The 21,419-nt window shown below is 68.7% G+C and carries 20 protein-coding genes; 16 read left to right on the top strand and 4 right to left on the bottom strand.

Features of this window, described 5'->3' with window-relative positions:
- Nucleotides 1-1,008 (top strand): SDR family oxidoreductase (locus ABD260_RS08080; protein ID WP_344232740.1); only part of this gene is annotated, 1,008 nt, incomplete at its 5' end.
- A gap of 399 nt (nucleotides 1,009-1,407) precedes the next feature.
- Nucleotides 1,408-2,232 (top strand): SCO6745 family protein, encoded by an 825-nt coding sequence (locus tag ABD260_RS08075; protein ID WP_344232739.1) that lies wholly within the window; start codon nucleotides 1,408-1,410, stop codon nucleotides 2,230-2,232.
- Nucleotides 2,233-2,269: 37 nt separating this feature from the next.
- On the opposite strand, the gene ABD260_RS08070 is transcribed toward ABD260_RS08075, so the two are convergent.
- Nucleotides 2,270-2,581: a hypothetical protein gene (locus ABD260_RS08070; RefSeq protein ID WP_344232738.1), complete on the bottom strand. Its 312-nt coding sequence runs from the start codon at nucleotides 2,579-2,581 to the stop codon at nucleotides 2,270-2,272.
- A gap of 54 nt (nucleotides 2,582-2,635) precedes the next feature.
- On the opposite strand from ABD260_RS08070, the gene ABD260_RS08065 reads away from it, so the two are divergent.
- The 3 genes from ABD260_RS08065 (at nucleotide 2,636) to ABD260_RS08055 (ending at nucleotide 5,148) form a co-directional block, all read left to right on the top strand.
- Entirely contained in the window at nucleotides 2,636-2,791 is a 156-nt protein-coding gene (locus ABD260_RS08065; RefSeq protein ID WP_344232737.1) for an LPXTG cell wall anchor domain-containing protein, read from the top strand.
- A gap of 123 nt (nucleotides 2,792-2,914) precedes the next feature.
- On the top strand, nucleotides 2,915-4,495 hold the full coding sequence (locus ABD260_RS08060; protein ID WP_344232736.1) for a flavin monoamine oxidase family protein: 1,581 nt from the start codon (nucleotides 2,915-2,917) through the stop codon (nucleotides 4,493-4,495).
- 8 nt (nucleotides 4,496-4,503) lie between these two features.
- Nucleotides 4,504-5,148, top strand: a complete 645-nt coding sequence (locus tag ABD260_RS08055; RefSeq protein ID WP_344232735.1) for a Rid family hydrolase — start codon at nucleotides 4,504-4,506, stop codon at nucleotides 5,146-5,148.
- Between the two features lie 16 nt (nucleotides 5,149-5,164).
- On the opposite strand, the gene ABD260_RS08050 is transcribed toward ABD260_RS08055, so the two are convergent.
- Entirely contained in the window at nucleotides 5,165-6,097 is a 933-nt protein-coding gene (locus ABD260_RS08050) for a LysR substrate-binding domain-containing protein (RefSeq protein ID WP_344232734.1), read from the bottom strand.
- 114 nt (nucleotides 6,098-6,211) lie between these two features.
- On the opposite strand from ABD260_RS08050, the gene ABD260_RS08045 reads away from it, so the two are divergent.
- On the top strand, nucleotides 6,212-7,174 hold the full coding sequence (locus ABD260_RS08045; protein ID WP_344232733.1) for an MBL fold metallo-hydrolase: 963 nt from the start codon (nucleotides 6,212-6,214) through the stop codon (nucleotides 7,172-7,174).
- Nucleotides 7,171-8,769 carry an FAD-dependent monooxygenase gene (locus tag ABD260_RS08040; protein WP_344232732.1) on the top strand — a complete coding sequence of 533 codons (1,599 nt, stop codon included), beginning with the start codon at nucleotides 7,171-7,173 and terminating at the stop codon, nucleotides 8,767-8,769. Before ABD260_RS08045 ends, ABD260_RS08040 begins: the two co-directional genes overlap by 4 nt.
- An 18-nt stretch (nucleotides 8,770-8,787) precedes the next feature.
- On the opposite strand, the gene ABD260_RS08035 is transcribed toward ABD260_RS08040, so the two are convergent.
- Entirely contained in the window at nucleotides 8,788-9,702 is a 915-nt protein-coding gene (locus ABD260_RS08035) for a LysR substrate-binding domain-containing protein (RefSeq protein ID WP_344232731.1), read from the bottom strand.
- A gap of 132 nt (nucleotides 9,703-9,834) precedes the next feature.
- Here ABD260_RS08035 and ABD260_RS08030 point away from each other — a divergent pair, with 132 nt between their 5' ends.
- The 6 genes from ABD260_RS08030 (at nucleotide 9,835) to ABD260_RS08005 (ending at nucleotide 17,526) form a co-directional block, all read left to right on the top strand.
- The gene (locus ABD260_RS08030) at nucleotides 9,835-10,161 is read left to right on the top strand and encodes a 2Fe-2S iron-sulfur cluster-binding protein (protein ID WP_344232730.1); all 327 of its coding nucleotides are present in this window, start codon (nucleotides 9,835-9,837) and stop codon (nucleotides 10,159-10,161) included.
- Complete coding sequence (locus ABD260_RS08025; RefSeq protein WP_344232729.1) at nucleotides 10,158-11,402, top strand: NAD(P)/FAD-dependent oxidoreductase; 1,245 nt, start codon at nucleotides 10,158-10,160, stop codon at nucleotides 11,400-11,402. The genes ABD260_RS08030 and ABD260_RS08025 overlap by 4 nt, the downstream gene beginning before the upstream one ends.
- 2 nt (nucleotides 11,403-11,404) lie before the next feature.
- Complete coding sequence (locus ABD260_RS08020) at nucleotides 11,405-12,622, top strand: cytochrome P450 (RefSeq protein ID WP_344232728.1); 1,218 nt, start codon at nucleotides 11,405-11,407, stop codon at nucleotides 12,620-12,622.
- Between the two features lie 118 nt (nucleotides 12,623-12,740).
- Nucleotides 12,741-14,048, top strand: a complete 1,308-nt coding sequence (locus ABD260_RS08015; protein ID WP_344232727.1) for an aspartate aminotransferase family protein — start codon at nucleotides 12,741-12,743, stop codon at nucleotides 14,046-14,048.
- A gap of 26 nt (nucleotides 14,049-14,074) precedes the next feature.
- Nucleotides 14,075-15,766 carry a phytoene desaturase family protein gene (locus ABD260_RS08010; protein WP_344232726.1) on the top strand — a complete coding sequence of 564 codons (1,692 nt, stop codon included), beginning with the start codon at nucleotides 14,075-14,077 and terminating at the stop codon, nucleotides 15,764-15,766.
- Nucleotides 15,763-17,526, top strand: a complete 1,764-nt coding sequence (locus ABD260_RS08005) for a dihydroxy-acid dehydratase (protein WP_344232725.1) — start codon at nucleotides 15,763-15,765, stop codon at nucleotides 17,524-17,526. The genes ABD260_RS08010 and ABD260_RS08005 overlap by 4 nt, the downstream gene beginning before the upstream one ends.
- 44 nt (nucleotides 17,527-17,570) lie before the next feature.
- Here the strand turns inward: ABD260_RS08005 and ABD260_RS08000 are convergent, their stop codons facing one another.
- Nucleotides 17,571-18,149, bottom strand: coding sequence for a helix-turn-helix domain-containing protein (locus ABD260_RS08000; protein WP_344232724.1), 579 nt, complete (start codon nucleotides 18,147-18,149; stop codon nucleotides 17,571-17,573).
- Between the two features lie 111 nt (nucleotides 18,150-18,260).
- Here ABD260_RS08000 and ABD260_RS07995 point away from each other — a divergent pair, with 111 nt between their 5' ends.
- The 3 genes from ABD260_RS07995 to ABD260_RS07985 are packed head-to-tail and all read left to right on the top strand — an operon-like array spanning nucleotide 18,261 to nucleotide 21,415.
- Nucleotides 18,261-19,694 (top strand): aldehyde dehydrogenase family protein, encoded by a 1,434-nt coding sequence (locus ABD260_RS07995; protein ID WP_344232723.1) that lies wholly within the window; start codon nucleotides 18,261-18,263, stop codon nucleotides 19,692-19,694.
- Nucleotides 19,684-20,535, top strand: a complete 852-nt coding sequence (locus ABD260_RS07990; RefSeq protein ID WP_344232722.1) for a fumarylacetoacetate hydrolase family protein — start codon at nucleotides 19,684-19,686, stop codon at nucleotides 20,533-20,535. The genes ABD260_RS07995 and ABD260_RS07990 overlap by 11 nt, the downstream gene beginning before the upstream one ends.
- Nucleotides 20,536-20,575: 40 nt before the next feature.
- Nucleotides 20,576-21,415, top strand: coding sequence for an alpha/beta fold hydrolase (locus ABD260_RS07985; RefSeq protein WP_344232721.1), 840 nt, complete (start codon nucleotides 20,576-20,578; stop codon nucleotides 21,413-21,415).
- The last annotated feature ends 4 nt before the right edge of the window (nucleotides 21,416-21,419 follow it).

Genomic DNA, 21,419 nt, shown 5'->3' with positions numbered 1-21,419 from the left:
CCGGGGGTCAGCGAGGCACCGGGCGGGGCGGATCAGCTCGGGGTCAGCGGGGTACGGGGCGGGGCGGATCAGCTCGGGGTCAGCGAGGTACGGGGCGGGGCGGATCAGGCCGGGGTCAGCGGGGTACGGGGCGGGGCGGATCAGGCCGGGGTCAGCGAGGTACTGGGTGGGGCGGATCAGGCCGGGGTCAGCGGGGTACGGGGCGGGGCGGACCAACCGGGGGTCAGCGAGGTACGGGGCGGGGCGGACCAACCGGGGGTCAGCGAGGCACCGGGCGGGGCGGATCAGCTCGGGGTCAGCGAGGTACTGGGTGGGGCGGATCAGGCCGGGGTCAGCGAGGTGCTGGGTGGGGCAGATCAGGCCGGGGTTAGCGAGGTGCTGGGTGGGGCGGGGCGGTCTGGGATGGCTGGCGCGGCAGTTGGTGAACGGTTGCGGCATGTTTCGGTGGACTTTGCGGAACCGGGTGCGCCGGCTCAGGTGATCGCTGCTGCGGTGGAGGCGTTCGGGGCGGTGGATGTCGTCGTCGCCAACCACGCTCGCAGCTCGAATCACACCCTCGACGAGGTCACCGCGGCCGAACTCGATCTCACGTGGGCGGTCAACGCCCGGGCGAGCGTGCTCCTGGCGCAGGCGTTCGCGGCCGCGTACGACGAGCAGCGTGGTGCTGGGCGGATCATCATGTTCACCTCCGGGCAGCATTTGGCGCCGATGAGCCAGGAGGTCCCGTACGCGATCAGCAAAGGCGCGATCCAGCAGATGACCCTCACCCTGTCCGACGCGCTGATCGACCGAGGCATCACCGTCAACACCATCAACCCCGGCCCAGTCGATACCGGCTGGGCGACCCCCGAACTCGCCGAAACCGTCGGCCGCGCCCTCCCCTCCGGCCGTTGGACCCGCCCCGACGAAATCGCCCGCGTAGTCCGCTGGCTGGCCTCCGCCGACAGCCACCTGATCACCGGCCAAACAATCAACACCGAATCCGGCTTCCGCCGCTGGGTGATGTAACAGCACGCTTCGCATCCCGCTCCACCTCAGAGCGCTCGCCCAGCAACCCGCCCTACACCCCGGCACCTGCACCCCTGCACCTCTGCCCGTGCACCGCCTACCCCTGCCCGGGCACCCCGGCACCTGCACCCCGGCACCTGCACCTCTGCCCGTGCGCCGCCTGCCCGTGCGCCGCCTGCCCGTGCGCCGCCTGCCCGTGCGCCGCCTACCTCTGCACCGCCTACCCCTGCACCCCTGCACCTGCGTCCCCGTTCGCGTCGCGCCGGCCAGCGTGGTCCCGGTGGCACCATCGAAGGCAGCTGAACGGATTCGGTGGATGTCGAATACGGGCTGGGCTGTTCGTTGCAGGGTTAGAGGCTGCTCGCGAGGGTGTGGCCGGGAGTTGAGATGGAGCTGAGGATGGCGCACTCACAGGCGAAGATCCACCGGATGTTCGAGCTGATCGAGCCGATTGCGACGGTGACGTTCTCCGAGATACCGAACGAGGAGTTCCTCGCGGTTGGGATGCGGAACTACTGGGACGGGTACTTCGCGGGGCGGGCCGCGCCGTTGGGGATGGCGTCGGCTGAGGTGGTGCATGCGGTGTTCTACAACTTCGCGGACGGTGAGGTGGCGCGGCATATCCCGTGGGTCTGGGGGAAGGTGACGCCCGAGGAGGCGATCGCGGTGCGTGAGCGGGGGAGCGCAGCCGCGCTGCGGGCAGCGATCGGTTCGCTGGCTGATTCCGCTGAGCTGACAAGGGCAGCCGATGTCGCGACCCGAGCGGCTGTGAGCGCGCCGGTCGAAGGGCGGGTCTTGTACGCGGGACTTCGTGCGATCGCTATACCCGAGGACCCGCTGGCGAGGCTCTGGCATGCGGCGACGTTGTTGCGGGAGCATCGCGGCGACGGTCACAACATCGCACTTGTTGCTCATGGCATCGGTGGTACGGAGTCGCATGTGCTGATGGCGCTTGCATTGGGGATGCGGGCGGAGGAGTTCGGCCGGATTCATCATCTGCCCAAGGCGCAACTGGCCGCCGTCGTCGATGGGTTGCGCGACCGGGGTCTTGTGGATGCCGATGGTGGTTTCACCGACGCCGGCCGGGAGACGAAGGCCCGCATCGAAGCGCTCACCGACGAACTGGCTGCCCCGCCGTACAACACTCTCTCAGCCGAAGAACTCGATCAGCTGATCACGGACCTGGAGCCGATCGCCGCCGCGGCCCAGGAGGCCGACAGCTGAGTCGACCCGGTCGCGGGCCGGTCGTTTCAGCTCGGATTCAGCTCGTACCCGGGCCCTTCCGGCCGGCGTTCTGATCAGCGTTTTGGGCCTCCCACTTCGCCAGCAGCAGTGGAACCTCCTCGCGCAGGAAGGCGAAGAACCGGCGTACCTCGTCGAGCCGGTCGCCGACGGGGGTGCCGGCGCCGAACACCTCCACCCCGTCGCCGGCCCCGGCCTCGAACCGTTCGAACACGTTGAGGTTGGAGGCGACCGCGTCGAACCAGGACGACTGGTGGGCGCGATAGTGGTCGCGCCGCCGGCCCGGCTCGCGCTCGCGGACGACCATGCCGACCTGGATCAGGTACTTCACCGCTCCGGAGATCGCGGAAGGGCCGACCTCGAGTTCGCGGTCGAGCTTGCCGGTGTGTCGACGTCGATTCTGAAGATCTCGCCATACGCGCAAACTCCTGGCCTGCCGGTGGCCGGGTTCAGCGCCGCTCCGGTGCTGTCGATGGTCGCGATCGCCTTGCTGCTCGCGGGTTCCGGGCTGGTCGCCCTCCGCCGGCGCAATCTCCGGTAATGTTCGTCAACCCGTAACATACCTGTCGGTACGCGTGCCGAGACGTCATGGTTCCGACACGCACCGAAAACATCATGTCCTTACCTTTCTGGTCAGCAATCTGTTGCCCAGTGAGGAGATGGCATGGCGCAGACCAGACGTCAGTTTCTGCAGCAGGTCGGGATCACCGGTGGGGCCGGGGTCTTGTACTCCACGATGTCGGCGCTCGGTCTTGCCGGCAGCGCCGAGACGCCCGCGTACGCCGCCCCGACGCCGGCCGAACGCAACGGCCGGAACAAGCACATCGTCGTCCTCGGTGCCGGGATCGCCGGACTGACCTCGGCGTACGAACTGCTCAAAGCCGGCTACCGGGTCACGCTCCTCGAGGCGCGGAATCGCCCCGGCGGCCGGAACTGGACGGTCCGCGGTGGCACCGTCGAGACCGATCTGGCCGGGAACACCCAGCGCGCGACGTTCTCGCCCGGCCAGTACATGAACGCCGGACCGGGGCGGCTGCCGCAGCACCACGTGACGTTGGACTACTGCCGTGAACTCGGCGTCGCGATCGAACCGTTCGTGAACCAGAACGCGGACGCGTACCTCTATCGCGAAGGCAGCACAGCCCTTTCGAACAAGGCGATCCGGCACCGCACCGCCAAGGCGGACGTCTACGGGTACGTCGCCGAACTGCTCGCGACCGCGACCGACCAGGGCGCGCTCGACGCACGGCTGACCGAGACCGACAAGCAGGCGCTGATCGGATTCCTGAGCGGCTTCGGCTCGATCGGGAACAAGGCGTCCGGCTTCGCGTACACCGGAACCGACGGCCGCCGCGGGTACACGATCGATCCGGGCGCGGGCCTGGAGGGCGGTACGACAGCCGCACCGTACGCGTTGAGCGATGTCTTCGCCAGCGGTGTCGGCAACTACTTCTCGTTCGAGTTCGGCTGGGATCAGGCGATGATGATGTTCCAGCCGGTCGGCGGGATGGACCGGATCCCGTACGCGTTCGAGAAGGCGATCGGCAAGGACAAGATCCGGTACGGCGCGGAGGTGACCGGCCTGCGGAACACGTCCGCGGGCGTCGAGATCAGCTACCGGAGCGGTGCCCGGACGCGGGCGATCACCGCGGACTACGCGATCTGTACGCTGCCGCCGCACCTGGCCGCGAAGGTTCCGTCCAACCTGCCGGCCCCGATCGTCGAGGCGCTCCGGTACGCCCGGCCGACGAACGCGGGCAAGATCGGGATCGAGTACGACCGGCGCTGGTGGGAGGAGGACCACCGGATCTACGGCGGGATCACCAACAGCACCCTCGACACGGTCAATACCTGGTATCCGTCGTACAACTTCCATGGCGACCGCGGAACGGTGATCGGCTATTACAACACCGGTGCGAACGCGAACACGTACGGCGCCCTGAAACCGTCCGCCCGGCTCGAACGCGCCTTGACGCAGGGCGCGAAGATCCACGGGGACGTCTACACCAAGGACGTCCGGGCGGCGTTCTCGGTGAACTGGATGGCCACCCGGTACTCCGAGGCGTCCTGGGTCAGCTGGCCTTCCCAGACCGACGGTATCTACGCGCGGCTGCTCGATGCCACCGGCAACATCTACTTCGCTGGTGATCATCTATCACATGCGATCGCCTGGCAGCACGGGGCGATGACGTCGGCGCGGGCAACCGTGACCGCACTGCACAGCCGAGTGGCGGCGGGCCGATGAGGACGCGCATGATCGCAGGGGTCGTTGCCCTGGTCGTTTCGTTCACCGCGGGCGCCGGGACAGCATCTGGGTGGTGGGACAAACCGCGGCCGCCGAAACCGGGTACGGTCGTCCCCGCACTTCCGGCCGGCCAGGCGAACCCGATGATCGCGAGCGGTGTCGGGATCGGTGCCAACACAGCTGTCTACAAGACCAGTGGGATCGGTCCGTCGGCACTGAACACAGGCGCACCGGCCGGGTCGGAGGCCTCGTACGTCGACACCGTGATCTTCCCGGGCGGCACCCTGCCCGCGGGCGTCACGTTGACCGAAGTGCAGGGGATCAACGTGCTCCGGCGGATCGGTGAAAACCTCGCTGCGGCAGGGCTGTCGTACGCCGATGTGTACACGATGCGGGTTTTCCTGCAGAACCCGTCCGGCGCGACCGTCGCCGATTTCGCCGGCTGGAACCGCGCGTACCGCCAGTACTTCGCCAACACCGACCTCACCACCGGCCGGTACGTCCCGGTCCCACTCGGCACCGCCCCACCCACCAAACCGTTCGTCGTCAACAAGTCCCGCCCATCCCGCTTCGCCCTCGAAATCGAAAACCTCCCGGTCCCCGGCTGGCTGGTCGAAGTCGAGGTAGACGCCGCATACCCCACCAGGAACTGAGGTTGGTTGCTCAGGGCTACTGATTTGTGCCGGCCGGGCCGGTGGTTCGTGCCGCGTGGCGGTCCGTGCACATGGCCAGAAATGCTTCGGCCCGGCGGTTCAAGCCGGTGGCGGGGGACCAGGCGAGGAGGACGTGGGCGTCGTCGACGGGTTCCGCGATCTCCTTGATCACTACCTTGCTTCCGTCGTACGTGCGATCGTTCGCCGGGCGCTGCACCAGCAGGGCGTACCCCATTCCGCTGCCGACCAGCGCCCGGGTGAGCTCGAACGACGTCGGGCGGTACTTGATCACCGGCGTGATTCCGAACCGTTTGAAGATCGCCAGCGTGTTCTGCGAGCTCGGTGGCGCGTCGAGCAGCACCTGTGGTTCCTCGGCGAGGCCGGACAGCGCGACCGTGGGCGCGTCCGCGAGCCGGTGGCCGGCGGGCAGCAGGACGTACGGCCGCCGGATGTCGATCACCGCGCGCTCCAGCTCGGGCTCGATCTCCATGTCGTAAAGGATCGCGAGGTCTAGTTCGCCGTTCATCAGCCGGCGCTGCAGCACGTCTTGGGTGTCCTCGGCGAAGTCGACGTGGACGCCGGGGTGCAGGTCGCTGAATTCCTCCAGCAGCGCGGGAAGGGCCGTGGGCGCGAGCGTGACGTAGCAACCGACCGTCAGCGTGCCGACGAGGTCCTGCCCACCGGCCGCGATGCTGACCAGGTCCTCGGCCCGGCGGAGCAACGTTCGCGCTTCGCCGAGCACTTGACGCCCGGACGGGGTGAGCGTGACGCCGTGCGCCTTCCTGCGGACGGCGAGCCGCGCGCCGAGAGCCCGTTCGAGCTCGGTCAGGGATTGCGACAGGCCGGGCTGCGAGACGCGCAACCGCTCGGCCGCGGCACTCAGCGTCCCGGCCTCGGCGATCGCGACGAAATGCTCGAGCTGCCGTAGCGAGAACCGAACCGGCTTCATAGCCTCAACTTATCAAGGTTCTCAACTTCTTGTCCTTTCCGGATAAGCGGCCCACTGTCACAGTGAGCGCCAAGGAGCGGCGCGTAGTCGGGCCGCCGGGACGAAAGGACCCTGATGGCAACCAAACCGTTCGCCTCCTCGGCCGATGTCGCCGCGAAGGTGGAGACGCTGGAGATCCTGGCCGACGGCGTGTACGCGCTGACCAGCGAGGGCGACCCGAACGTCGGCGCCATCGAGGGCGAGGACTTCGTGGTCGCGTTCGAGGCGCGCGCCACTCCGGTCGCGGCACAGGACTGGCTGACCAAGCTCCGCGAGCACACCGACAAGCCGGTGAAGTACCTCGTGCTCTCGCACTACCACGCCGTCCGCGTGCTCGGCGCGTCGGCGTTCGGGGCCGAAACGATCATCGCGCACGACAACACCCGCGCCCTGATCGCCGAGCGTGGTCAGCAGGACTGGGCGAGCGAGCTCGGCCGGATGCCCCGGCTGTTCCGCGATCCCGGCTCGGTGCCCGGTCTGACCTGGCCGGATCTCACCTTCGGCGATTCGCTGACCATCGACCTGGGCGGTGACCGGGGCGAGCTCGTCCTCCAGTACTGCGGTCGCGGGCACACCGCCGGCGACATCGTCGCGTGGTTGCCGGGAGAGCGGGTGCTCTTCGCCGGTGACCTGGTCGAGGCGCAGGCCGCGCTCTACACCGGCGATGCGTTCCATGCCGACTGGTCCACCACAACGCTGGACCGGGTCAAGGCGTTCGGGGCCGACGTACTGGTCGGTGGCCGGGGCGCGGTTCCGCGCGGGCGGGCCGCGGTCGAGGCGGCGATCGAGCAGACCCGCGAGTTCCTGCTGGTGATGCGTGCGAAGGCCGGCGAGGTGCACGCTCGGGGCGGTTCGCTGAAGGAAGCGTTCGAGCTGACGCATGCGGCGCTCGCTCCCGCGTACGGGGCGTGGCCGATCTTCGAGCACTGCCTGCCGTTCGACGTGGCCCGGCTGTGGGACGAGCTGAACGGCATCTCCTGGCCGCGGATCTGGACTGCCGAACGCGACCGCCAGGTCTGGGACGAGCTCCAAGGATGAGCCCCGCGGCTGGGCCGGGGGTCGCGGTCGTCGGCAACGGACCGGTCGGTCAGACCACTGCCTTGTTGCTGGCCCGCTGGGGAATCCCGGTGACCGTCCTCGACAAGCGTCCGCACCGATCGGCGGTCGGCTCGAAAGCCATCTGCCAGCAGCGGGACGTCCTCGACATCTGGTCGAGCCTGGGCGCGGACCGGATCGCCCAGGACGGCCTCACCTGGACCACGGCCCGCACCTATTATCGCGACCGCGAGCTGTTCCATTGGTCCTTCGTCGACCGCGGCCATTCACCGTTGCCCGCTTTCGTCAACGTGTCGCAGTGCCACACCGAGGAAGTGCTCGACGAGCTGATCGCCGCGCAGCCGCTGATCGACGTCCGCTGGGACCACGACGTCGTCGATCTTCAGCAGGACGCTGATCAGGTCGAGCTGCGGTGCGACACCTCCGCCGGTGCGCGACGGATCAGTGTTCCGTACGTGGTGGTGGCCGCTGGTGCTCAGGGCAACGATCTTCGCGAGCTGCTCGGCGTCACCTTCGACGGGCAGACGTTCGACGATCGCTTCCTGATCTGTGACATCCGCGCGGAGCTCCCGGGCTGGGAGTCCGAGCGAAGGTTCTATTTCGATCCGGCGTGGAACCCGGGGCGGCAGGTGCTGATCCATCCATGTCCGGATTCGACGTACCGGATCGATTGGCAGGTCCCGGCCGGATTCGACCTGGAGGCGGAGATTGCGCGGGGTGGGCTGGAGACCCGGATCCGGCAGGTGATCGGTGATCGGCCCTACGAGATTGTGTGGAAGTCGGTTTACCGGTTCCATGCGCGGAAGGTGGATCGGATGCGGGTCGGCCGGGTACTGCTTGCGGGTGACTTCGCGCATTTGGTGGCGCCGTTCGGTGCGCGGGGACTCAATTCCGGGGTGGCCGATGCGGAGAACGCGGCTTGGAAGCTGGCGTTCGTCCTGAAGGGCTGGGCGCAGGACGCGTTGCTGGACAGTTACGGCAGTGAGCGAGGTGCGGCGGCTGCGGAGAACCTGGAGGTCGCGAGCCGGACGATGCGGTTTCTCGTACCTCAGAACCGTGCTGAGCAGGAGCTGCGGCGAAGCATTCTTGATGCGGCGGTCAGTAATGCCGAGGCGCGTGGGCGGGTGGACAGTGGGAGATTCGCGGAGCCGTTCTGGTACGTGGATTCCGCGTTGACGACCAATGATCCGGAGCGGGTGTTCGGTGGGCGGCCGCCGCGGGGTGAGAGTCCGGGGGTGGTGCCTGGCGTGCTTGTTCCGGACGCGCCGGTTCGCGTCGAGGGGCGAGCGGACGTACGCCGGTTGCGGCAGCTCGTACGCGACGGGCTGCTCGCGCTGGTGGTCGGCGCGGGCACGACTGAGATCGCGCGGACGCTGTCAGCGGCAACCGCGGCGCCGAGTGTGGTGTTGCGGCTGGAGGACGTGGACAGGGATGGGGTGATCGCGCGTGCTCTGGATGCGAAACCTGGTGAAGTCTGGTTGATTCGGCCCGATGGTCATGTCGCCGCGGTTGTTGTCGCCGGCGACCTCACCGCACTCACCGCCGCCGCCCGCCGCGCCCTGGGCGCCTCCGCCTGAAGCACCCCGGAAGCACCTCTAACCCGTCGCGTACGTGTCGACGCAGTACTTGCTGAACGCCCGGGCGCGACGAGTCGGCCGCGCGTCCCGGGCGTGCGCGAGGATCACGTCAACCTCGAGCACATCGTCCGCGATCTCCCGGTACACCAGCCCCGGACCCGAGTACGTGAACGCGGGAGCCGGACGCTGCAACAGCAACGAATACCCAACCCCACTGGCAACCAGTGAGCGAACCGACTCGAAGCTGGCCGACACGAACCGTGCGTCCGGCTCGACCCCGCCCGATGCCAGCACCGAGCGGAACATGTCCGCGCTCGGTCGCATGTCGAGCATCACCATCGGCTCGCCGTGCAGGTCGGCGAGCCGGATCGGCCGGTCGTCGGCGAGCGGATGATCCTCGGCCAGCAGAACGTACGGCCGGACGCGGTACAGCAAGGTCTTCGCGATGTCCGCGCCGACGCCGAGGTCGTACATCAACGCGACCTCGCAGGTCCCTTCCAGCAAGCGATCGGTCAGCTCGCTCACCGACCCCTCGGCGAGTTGCAGCACCACCTCCGGATGGAGCTGTGGGAACCGTCGCAGAATGTCCGGCATCACGAACGGCGTGATGGTCGGGAAACATCCCACGGTCAGCTCGCCGCTGACGCTCTGGCTGATGCTCTGAGCGGTCGACTGCACCTCGCCGGCATGCGCCAGCAAAGTACGGGCCTCGGGCAACAGTCGCCGGCCGGCGTCGGTGAGCGCGATGCCCCGCGACTTGCGTCGCAGCAGCAGTTGTACGCCGAGGCCGCGTTCGAGCTGCGCCACGGCCAGCGAGATCGCCGACTGGGAGATGTGGTGACGTTCGGCCGCAGCGGCCATGGTGCCCGCCTCCGCGACCGTCACGAAGTAGCGCAGCTGCCGGAGACTGAATTTCTCGATGCCGTCGCCCACCGCCGCGACGGTACGCGCTTCATGAGTTTTCCTCAAGACATTCGCCGAGAACTGCTGCTTTACCTGAGTAGGTCCCGGTACTGACGATGGTGCTCCAGCAGGTCGCCGAAGCGCGAGAGCAAGGAGCGGCAGGTGCAGAAGGCCACATTTCATTACGGCGATACGTCGGCCGAGGTGGTGGAAGTCGAGGCGGACGTCAGTCTGATGCGCGCCGCCGTGACCAAGGGTGTCGCGGGCATCGTCGGCGAGTGCGGCGGGCAGGCGATGTGCGCGACCTGCCACGTCTACGTCCGCGAGCAGTACCTCGACGCGCTGCCCGCGATCGGTGACGACGAGGACGAGATGCTCGATTGCACCGTCTCGCCGCGCGACCCGGCACGCAGCCGGCTTGCTTGCCAGCTGATCCTCGGGCCGGACCTCGACGCGATCGAGGTGGATGTTCCGGAGCGGCAGGTATGACGAGTCAAGCTGCCAGGTACGCGGAGCGGGTCGTCGTCGCCGGAGCGGGACATGCCGGCGTAGAGGTCGCGGCGAGTTTGCGCGCCGGTGGTTTCGCCGGGGCGATCACCTTGGTCGACAACGACGGTGACCACCCGTACCAGCGGCCGCCGCTGTCGAAGGACTTCGTCGCCAAGCTCGGCGCCCCGCTGCCGCTGCGTGCCGGGAAATTCTTTGCCGACAGCAACATCGTGCTGCGGGACGGCACTGCGATCCGCGAGATCGACCGCGGGGCCAGGAAGGTTGTGCTCCAAGACGGCGGCGTGCTCGGCTATTCCACGCTCGTGCTCGCCACCGGTGCTCGCTGCCGTCCGCTCGATGTACCGGGGGCGGACCTGCGCGGCGTCCATCAGCTCCGCACGCTCCGCGACGCGCGTACGCTCCGCGAGCTTCTCCCGCGAGCCCACTCGGTGGTCATTGTCGGCGGTGGGTTCGTGGGCCTGGAGTTCGCCGCCGCCGTGCGCGGCCGTGGTCTCGCGGTCACGGTGCTGGAGGCAGGCGACCTGCCGCTGGCCCGCGCGCTGACTCCCGCGATGGCGCGGCACCTCGTTGCGGCCCACCTGAGTATGGGTACAGACCTTCGCTGCAACGAGACGGTCACGAGCATGACCGGAACACCGGCGGGTGAGGTCACAGCGGTGGTCGGGTCGAGTGGCACCTCGTACGCGGCCGATCTGGTGCTGGTCGGGATCGGTGTGGCGCCGCGGGATGAGCTGGCGCGAGCCGCAGGTCTGCCGGTCGACAACGGCGTCTTGGTCGACGAGCGGTTGCGTACGCCCGATCCCGCGATCTACGCTGCCGGCGACTGCGCGCGATTCCGCGATCCGGCGTCCGGGGAACAGCTCCGGCTGGAATCGGTGCAGAACGCCACCGACCACGGCCGCCACATCGCCGCCGCGATCCTCGGAAGCGACGACGCGTACGCGGAGCTGCCGCTGTTCTGGAGCAACCAAGGCGCTCTGCGGCTCCAGGTCGCCGGGTTGTCCGGCGCGGCGACCCGCACAGTCGTCACCGGGGATCCGGATCGGTTCTCGGTGCTGTGTTTTCGCGACGACCGCCTCATCGCCGTCGAGTCACTGAACAGCCCGGGTGACCACGTCGCCGCCCGCCGGCTGCTCGCCGCTGGTACGGCGCCGTCGCTCGCGCGCGCTTCGCAAGACGGCTTCAGCCTCAAGCAGTACGCCCAGAACCTCAGGAGTTGATCATGTCCGTTGACCAGACGTCCATGCCCGCCAGGCCCGCCGCGACAGCTGACTGGGTCGACGTGGCGGCGATGCTCCGCGATCCGTACGACACCTACCGCCGCCTGCGCGAACTTGGTCCGGTGGTGTGGGTGCCCGCGCTGAACCGGTACCTCGCGGTGTCCTTCGCGGCCTGCTCGGCCATCGAGGCGGATCAGGAAACGTTCTCGGCGAGCGTACGGGGCAGCTCCGCACTGATGGCCCGGGCGCTTGGAGCGCAGCCGATGCTGCGTAAGGACGACCCCGAGCACGCGTCCGAGCGGACGGCCGTGAACAGCTGCCTGCGGCCGCGGAGCATCAAGACGAACTGGCTTCCGTTGTTCGAGCGGAACGCGGAGACCTGCCTTGCCGGGCTGGTCGAACGCGGGCCGGACGACGCCGACCTGAATCGTGACTTCGCCGCACCGTTCGCCGCGCGGAACCTGATCGACATGCTCGGTTTGCGGGGTGCATCCCCCGCCGACCTGACGCGTTGGTCGCATGCGTTCATCGCCGGATTCGCCAACCTGAACGACGATCCGGAGCTCTGGGCACGCTGTGCTGCGGCGCGGTCCGAGGTCGACGTCCTGCTGGACGAGCTGATTCCGCACTATCGCCGTACGCCCGACGGGTCGATGACCTCGGCGCTGGTCAACGGCGATCAGCCCGAGGAGTCCGTCCGCGCCAACGTGAAGCTCACGATCTCCGGCGGACTGAACGAACCACAGCACATGGTCACGAACCTCGTCTGGGCGCTGAGCCGGCACCAGCGGCAGCGCGATCACCTGCTGGCGAACCCATCGTTGTGGTCGGCAACTTTTGACGAGGCGGTCCGGTGGTTGTCCCCGATCGGGATGTATCCACGCCAGACGACCCGCGAGGTCGTACTCGACGGCGTCCGGCTTCCGGCGGGCGCTGAGGTCGGGGTGGTCGTTGGCGCGGCCAATCGGGATCCGGCCGTGTTCGATCGCGCGGACGAGTTCGATCTGTCCAGGCCGAAGAAGCCGCATCTCGGCTTCGGGGCCGGTACGCATTTGTGTGCGGGTCATTGGGCGGCCCGGATCTCGATCGGGGAAGTCGCCGGACCGCTGCTCTACCGGCGGCTGCGCGGACTCGGTACGGATCCGCGGCGCACCGAGCAGTGGCAGGGCTGGGTCTTTCGCGGCCTCACCACGCTGCCGGTGACCTGGCTGCCCGCGTAGTCGCGGCTGTTCCTCCCGGGTCAACCGATCGATTCGCGCAAAGGCTTGACGAGCACATCCGCGGTGTCTAATTTAGTGAACGTTTCGGGCGGTTAAACGAACAGAAGACGAGGGACCGATGAACGAACTGAGGCTGGCCGGCCGATTCGGCCAGAGCACCGAGCAACTGGAGCGGGCTCGGGTCCACCTGCCGGCCGGCGTCACCAGTTCGGTGCGGCTGGCGACCCGGCCGGTGCCCACGGTCTTCGAGCGGGGTTCCGGCGCCGAGCTGTGGGACGTCGACGGCAACCGCTACCTCGACTTCGTCCTCGGCTACGGCCCGCTCCTGCTCGGCCACAGCCCGCGGACCGTCCTCGACGCGGTCACCCGGCAGCTCAACGAAAGCGTGCTTTCAGGCGGCCAGCACCGCCTCGAAGCCGCGGTCGCCGAAGCCGTGGCTGAAGCGATCCCGTTCGCCGAGTCGGTGTGCTTCTCCTCCACGGGCAGCGAGGCGGTCGCCGCCGCGGTTCGCCTCGCGCGGGCCTTCACCGGACGCGACCTGCTGGTGAAGTTCGAGGGGCACTACCACGGCTGGCTCGACGGTGTCGCTTTCAACACCCCAGGCCGGCCACCGGCCGAGCAGGCGGGTGATTCGCTCGCCGCGCAGCCTTCCACAGCCGGCGTTGTGGCCGACGCACCAGTGGCAGTTCTGCGCTGGAACGACACCGAGATGTTCGAGCGATTCATCGCCGCGCACGGGAGCCGGGTCGCGGGCGTGATCTTCGAACCCGTACCGCAGGTCGGCCTGCTCGAACCCGAGCCCGGCTTCCTGGACGCGGTGATGACGCGTACGCGTGCGGCCGGCGCCCTGGTGATCTTCGACGAAGTCGTCACCGGCTTCCGGATCGCCTATGGCGGCGCGCAGGAACGGTTCGGGCAGCAAGCGGATCTGGTCGTGCTCGCGAAGGCTTTGGCGGCCGGTTTCCCGGTCAGCGCGGTCGCCGGGCGGCGCGACATCCTCGGCCTCGTCGACTCCGGTGCCGTGACTCATCTCGGCACCTTCAACGGTCATGCCCCGTCGCTGGCCGCCGCGAACGCCGCGCTCGACGCGTACCGGGCCGACGGTTTCTACGACCGCCTCGAACACGCCGCCGCCCGGCTCGCGGAGGGCCTGCGCGAGCTGGGTCGCCAGTACACACCCGAGCTCCGCGTCCGGCAGGTCGGCGGCATGCTCTGGACCTCCTTCGAAACCGGGCCGGCCGCGCGCTCGTACGCCGATCTGGCCCGCGCCGACGCCGGCCGCGCCGCCCGGTTCGCCGAGCGGCTGATGGTGGCGGGCGTCCACATCCAGCCGCGCGGTACCTGGATGCTCTCTGCCGTTCACGACGACTCGCTCATCGACGAGGCCTTGGAATCGGCCGCCGGCGTACTGCGCACCCTCGACTGATCCAGCTCTCACGAAAGCGATCCAGGATGACAAACAACGATGTCCTCGTCATCGGCGCCGGCCACAACGGCCTGGCCGCGGCCGGCTACCTCGCCCGTGCCGGGCTGGGGGTGACCGTTCTCGAGGCTCGCGGCCTGGTCGGCGGCGCCTCGGCCACCGAAGAGATCCTGCCCGCGCTGCGTGGCTCCAGCTGCGCGTTCACCGTCGGCCTGCTGCGCCCGGAGGTGATCAACGATCTGGAGCTGAAGAAGTACGGGCTCGAGCTGTACCACGGTGGCGACGCGATGACCTGGACCATCGAGGACGGCGGCCGCGACTACGTGATGTGGTCCGAGGTCGACGAAACGTTGCGGGAGACCCGGGAACGCTTCGGAGCCGCGGAGGCCGAAGGATTCATGTCCCTGGGAATGGACATGCAGGTCGTCGGCGATCTGCTGACCCCGTTGCTGCTCGCGCCGCCGATCACGATGGACGAGCTCGCCGATCGTTTCGATCGGGTGGGCGCCGGTGCGCTCTTCGATCGGTTCGTCACCGGCAACGTACGCGACGTGGTCGAGCACTACTTCACCGATCCACTGCTGCGCGGGCACTTCGCGTACCCCGGCCTGGTCTCGTTCTTCGGCGGGCCGTCCACGCCTGGATCGGCGTACGTGTTCGCGCATCACTCGGTCGGGGAGTTCGAGGGGCACTTCGGGCAATGGGGCTGGGCGCGCGGCGGGATGGGTGCGATCGCGGACGCGCTCGCGGCGAGTGCCCAGGCGCACGGTGCGACCGTGCTGACCGATCAGCGGGTGGCCCGGATCATGGTCGACGACGGGCGGGTGACCGGTGTGGTCACCGCGGAAGGCCGCGAGTTCACGGCGCGGGTGGTGATCTCGAACCTGGACCCGACGACCACGATGACCGCGCTGCTCCCCGATGAGCACGCGGAGCAGACGTTCGGCGAGATCGATCATCGGGGGTCGATGGCTCGGGTGTACTTCGCCGCGGATGCCCTTCCGCAGTACCGAACCGACCGCGAGCACGCTCTGCATTCGGCGCACACCTTCCTCGGTCCGGACCTCGAGGTACTGGAGGCCGCGGGCCATGCGCAGGCCGAGGGACGGTTGCCGGATGCGCCGCCGATCGAGGTCGTCATCGAGGGCGTCCGCGATCCGCAGCTCCGCGACGGCAAGCGGTACTTGATCACGACCGGTGTCCAGCAACTGCCGATCGAGCTGGCGGGCCGGAGCTGGGACGACGCCCGCGGCGAGCTGGAACGCCTTGCCCTGCGGCGGCTGGAGGACTTCGCGCCGGGCTTCAGCGACCACGTACTCGACGTCGGCAGCCTGACACCACAGGACCTTGCGCGTGAGTACGGCTTGCCTGGCGGGAACATCTACCACGGTGCGATGACGCCGGATCAGATCCTCGCCGGCCGCAGCCGGTACCGGACGCCGGTCGAAGGCCTGTACTTGTGTGGCTCGGGCACGCATCCCGGTGGCGGCGTCATGGGTGCGCCTGGTTACAACGGGGCGATGGCGGTGCTCACCGACCTCGAGTTGCCGACGCCACGTCCGTGGGCCGTACGCAGTGGTGCATCGCTGGCGGAGCGCAGCCGGATGTACTTGGCTGCCGCCACGCAGGGCGCCGCCGGCCGCCGGCTGATGACGCGATTGGCGAGTTCGCGTACGTTGCGCCCGGCCGTCCGTACCTTCACCAAACGGAAGTCGCAATGACCTGCGACGACGCGGACCGTGCCGCGTGCCCGTTGCGCAGCGCCGAGTGGTTCGCGCCGCGTGACCTGCCGGGGTTCATCCACCGGTCGACGTTGACTCCGGTCGGCCTCGGCAGGGAGGAGCTGGACGGTCGCCCGGTGATCGGGATCGCCAATTCGTGGTCCGACTACAACCCCTGCAACGCAGGCCTGAAACAACTGGTCGAGCACGTCAAACGTGGGGTTCAGGAGGCGGGTGGAGTCGCCTTCGAGTTCCCGACGATCTCCTTGAGCGAGAACCTGATCAAGCCGACCGCGATGATGTTCCGCAACCTGATGGCGATGGATGTCGAGGAGTCGATCCGCGGGTACCCGATGGACGCGGTGGTCCTGCTCGGCGGCTGTGACAAGACCGTACCGGCGCAGGTCATGGGTGCCGCGAGCGTGAATCTCCCGACGTTGTGCTTCGGCGCCGGGCCGGCGACGCCGCCGGTGGTGGACGGCGAGGAACTCGGCGGCGGGCACGCGGTGTGGCAGTTCGTCGACCAGCTTCGGGCCGGCTCGACGGCGGCCGATCTGGATGCGCTCGAGTCCTGCGTCATGTCGACCGTCGGTCATTGCGCGGAGATGGGTACGGCTTCCACGATGGCCGCCTTGATGGAGGCACTGGGCCTGGCGCTGCCGGGAACGGCGCTGATCCCGGCCACGGACGGACGGCGGGCGAACGCGGCTGCTGCCGCGGGCCGGGCGGCGGTGAGGATGGCCCGCGAAGGAAGTCCGACGATCCGGGACCTGCTGACGCCCGCGGCGTTCGACAACGCGATCGCGCTGCTGATGGCGCTGGGTGGATCGACCAACGCGATCGTGCACCTGCTCGCGATCGCCCGGCGCGCCGGCGTACCGCTGCGGTTGAAGAGATTCGACGAAATCTCCGCGCAAGTGCCGCTCATCGCGGACGTCCGCCCGTCCGGCGCACATCTGGTGTCCAGGTTGCACAGCGCCGGCGGTGTTCCCGCAGTGCTTGCGGAGCTGAAATCCTGGCTGCAGCTCGACGCGTTGACGGTCACCGGCCGGACCCTCGGTACCGAACTCGAAGCAGCGAGACCGGCCGACGGGCAGGTGATCCGGCGGGCGGCCGAGCCGTTGTCGGAGTCGGGTGGGATCGTGGTCGTGCATGGATCGCTGGCGCCGGACGGTGCTGTCCTCAAGGTGAGCGCGGCGAGCCCCGCGCTGTTCGAGCATCGTGGCCGGGCGCTGGTCTTCGAGTCGATCGAGGAACTCGCGGACACCATCGACGACCCCGGCTTGGAGGTCGATGCGTCGACGGTCCTGGTGCTGCGCAATGCCGGGCCGCGTGGTGGCCCGGGGATGCCGGAGTGGGGCATGCTGCCGATTCCCAAGCGTCTGCTGGCGGCGGGGGTCACGGACATGGTTCGCGTCTCGGATGCGCGGATGAGCGGGACCGCCTACGGTACGGCGATCCTGCACGTTGCGCCTGAGGCGGCGGTCGGTGGTCCGCTGGCGCTGGTTCGTACCGGGGACGAGATCGAACTCAGTGTGGCCAGGCGGCGCCTCGACCTGCTGGTCGACGAGGCCGAGCTCGCCCGCCGGCGGGGTGAGTTGCGTGATTTCGCCGGGCCGCGGCGTGGCTGGGCCGCGCTGTTCGACCAGCATGTGCTGCAGGCGCACGAAGGCTGTGACCTCGACATCCTGACCGCGACCGGGGAGCCACCGGTCTCGCGGCCCCGCGGCCTGTTCCGCGGCTGGATCGGGGGATGGTGAGCCGCGTGAACGAACCGGGCAGGCCGCGTCACCGCTCGGTGGGGTCAGACCGGGAGCGGGCGGATCGACGGCGACTCGCCGGGCTGGGCGAATTCGATCACCAGGATGACCCGGGCGTCGCCGCCTATCGCCTTCAGCTCGGCGCCTTCTTCCAGCGGGTAGCGGATCAGGTCACCGGCCTCCAGGATCTCGGTCTGCTCGCCGATCACCACCTCCAGGCGGCCGGACAGCACGTACGTGTGCTCCATCGCGCCCGGGCTGTGGAACTGGGAATGGTGCCGGCTGCCGTCCCGGAAGGTGATGTCGAAGACGTCGGCCGCGGCGCCCGCGGCGCGGAACAACCGGCGGCCGAAACTGGTTGGATCGTCGATCACCTGCGCGTCGGCCGCCCGGACCAGGCTCGGCGTCCGGACCTCCAGCAGGTCGCCGAAGATCACCCCGAGCGCTTCGGCCAGGTTGGTCAGCGTCTGCACGGTCGGGTTGCCCTCGCCGGCCTCCAGATTCGACAGCGTCGCCTTCGCGATCCCGGACCGCCGGGCCAGCTGGGACACCGACAGATTCCGTTCGGTCCGCAGTCGCCGCAAGTTCGAACCCACTACCGAGCTGATTGACACAGGCGTCACCCTTCGCAACCTTTCCGATCTCCCGCCGATTCCGTTGCGGTCAGCAACGGCATCCCATCACCGTTCATCTTATCGAACAAATCGTTCGACTCAATTCGCACTGGAGTAATCATGACCACTGTGCCGGCCGCCAACCATTGGATCGACGGGAAGCCTGGCAACGACGCCGTGGCCACGATCGCGGTCACCGATCCCGCGTCGGGCCAGACCGTCCTCGACCTGCCGGTCGCCTCCGCCGCGGTGGTCGACCAGGCCGTCCGCAGCTCACGCACCGCCTTCGAGACCTGGGGCCGTGCGGCGCATTCCTACCGGGCCGCGAAGCTGCTCGAGTTCGCCGACGTACTCACCGCGGACCTGGACAATCTCGTCGGCCTCGAATCGCTCGATGTCGGCAAGCCGGAGCCACACGCTCGCCAGGAGATCGCGTGGGCGATCGACTTGATCCGGTTCGCCGCCGGCGCGGGCCGCGCGCTGGAGTCGCTGTCGGCGGGTGAGTACGTCCCGGGCAAGACCTCGTTCGTCCGGCGCGAACCCCTCGGCGTCATCGCGGGCATCACGCCCTGGAACTACCCGATGGTCATGCTCGCGTACAAGACTGCCGCTGCTCTTGCCGCCGGAAACACGTTGGTGCTGAAGCCGGCCGAGCAAACCCCGCTGACCACGATCCGGGTTGCTGAACTCGCCGCCCAGGTCCTCGGCGACGGCGTACTCAACGTGGTGCTGGGTGACGGTGAGACGACCGGCGCGAGCATGGTGCGGCACCCGGACATCGCGCTCGTCACCCTGACCGGCGATACCAGTACGGGCCGGATCGTCGCCCGGTCAGCCGCGGACACGCTCAAGCGCACGGTGCTCGAACTCGGCGGCAAGAGCCCGGTCCTGGTGTTCGGCGATGCCGACCTCGACCTGGTCGCGGAAGGTATCCGAAAGGGTGGTTTCTACAACTCCGGCCAGGACTGTACGGCCGCGTCCCGGGTGATCGCGCACCCTGACGTGTACGACGAACTCGCCGAGCGCCTTCGCGAGGGCGTTGCCGGCATCACGGTCGGCGCCCCGGCCGACGAACCGGACATGGGACCGGTGGTCAGCGCGGAGCAGCGGGACCGGGTTCTCGGCTTCGTCGAGCGCGCGGACGCGGCCGGCGCCAAGGTGACAGTCGGCGGGACGGCCATCGATCGGCCCGGCTACTTCGTCACGCCGACCCTGGTGGAGGGACCGGCGCAGGACTCCGAGATCGTGCAGCGCGAGGTGTTCGGCCCGGTCGTCACGATCCAGCGCGCCGACGACGAGGACGCGATGGTTGCCATGGCCAACGGAACCGCGTACGGCCTCGGCGCCTCGGTCTGGACGCGCAACGTCGGCCGTGCGATCGATGTTTCCGGGCGGATCGATGCGGGTGCGGTGTGGGTCAACTGCCACGATGTGGTGACGCCTGAAATGCCACACGGCGGCGTCCGCGCGTCCGGGTACGGCAAGGACCTGTCCTTGTACAGCATCGCCGAGATGACCCATCTCAAGCACGTGATGGTCGATCATGAGCGGTGAGACCGGCGCGGGTTTCCGGCTCGGGTGCGTCGACGGCAGAGCAGCGCTGAACCGCGACGGCCAGTGGGTGGATCTGGCCGCACTCACCGGCGCCCCGGAACTCGTCGATGTCAACGTCGCGCTCAGCCAGGTGGACACGGTGCGTCAGGCCTGGCTGGAGTGCGATCGGCGCGCTGACCTTCCGCTCGTCACCGGTGCGGTCTCGGCGTGCGTACCTGAGCCTCGGCAGGTGTTCGCCGTCGGGCTCAACTACCGCGAGCATGCGGCTGAGATGGCGCTTGCGGCACCGGTCGCGCCGATGGTGTTCACGAAGTTCGCCAGCTGCATCACGGCGCCCGGCAGTACCGTCCGGCTCTCCGGGCCCAAGGTCGACTGGGAGGTCGAACTCGTCGTCGTGATCGGCGCCGGCGGTCGTGACCTCAAGCCCGCCGATGCCTGGGACGCGGTCGCGGCCCTGACCGTCGGGCAGGACCTGTCGGACCGCGAAGTGCAGTTGCGGGACACGCCGCCACAGTTCTCCCTGGGCAAGAGCTTCGCCGGGTACGGGCCGCTCGCTCCGGTCGCTGTCGGATTGGATGCCTTTGGCAACGTCGATGACATCGGACTGTGGTGCGGTGTCGACGGCGAGATCCGCCAGCAGGGCCGTACGAGCGACCTGTTCTTCAGCGTGCCGGAGCTCGTCGCATCCCTGTCGGCGACCTGCGAACTGCTGCCTGGCGACCTCATCTTCACGGGTACGCCCGCTGGGGTCGGGGCCGCGAGTGGCCGATATCTGACATCCGGATCGGTCCTGGTTTCGGGCGCTGACGAGATCGGCGAGTTCGAGATCAGGTTCGCCTAGCGCGGCTGGTTGACCGCGGACAAGAAAGGAGGGCCGGCCCATGGTGCAAGGCACAACGCGACTGGTCGGAGTCGAGGACGGGGTGTCACTGCAGGTCGCGGTCGACGGTGACCTGGCCGGCCGGGCCGCGGTTCTGGTTGGTGGACTGCTCGACGGGCCGGAGGTGTGGGAGCCGCTCGTCCCGTTGCTGAGCGGCGAGCGCGCGCTCGTGCGCATCAGTTGCCGCGGTTGCGGCGAATCGAGTGCCGCGTCGTCGTCGCTGACCGTGCCGGAGTTGGCCAATGACGTACTCGCGGTGGCCGATGCGCTTCGGATCGACACGTTCGACCTGGTCGGGGTGTCGATGGGCGGGCTCGTCGCGCAGGAGGTAGCGCTGTCCGCGCCGGGGCGGGTGAACAGCTTAGGACTGTTGTCGTCCGCGCCGTGGCTGGGGGAGAACGGTCGCTTCGTGCTGCGCCTGGTCCGCGACCTTGCCATCACCGGCCAGATTCGCGAAGCGGTGCGGTTCCTCGCGTACGTAGGCCTCGGACCGACGTTCGTGGAAGGGCAGCCGGCCGAGTTCGCGGCAGCCGTACGTGATGTCGAGCGGCTGCCCGGTCTCGCGGCCAATCTCGTCCACCTGATCGACGCGATGCTGCCGTACGACAACCGGGATCGTGTCGGCACCATCTCCTGCCCGACGGCCGCGGTCGTCGCCGTCGACGACCTGATCTTCGCCGCGCCGTGCGCGGAGTCCTTGCTCGCGTACCACCCACAGGCGGTGCTGACCCGATTGGCGGGCGGTCACTGCGCCTTCCAGATCAGTCCTGCGATCGCAGCCAAGGCCTTGCTGGACAACTGGCGTACGGCCCGACCACCATCGATCTCCTGGAACAAGTGAGGTA

The organism is Kribbella hippodromi (assembly GCF_039531045.1).
GTDB lineage: Bacteria > Actinomycetota > Actinomycetes > Propionibacteriales > Kribbellaceae > Kribbella > Kribbella hippodromi.
Note: the sequence above shows the minus strand (reverse complement) of the source record. Positions and strands in the feature narration are given on the sequence as shown.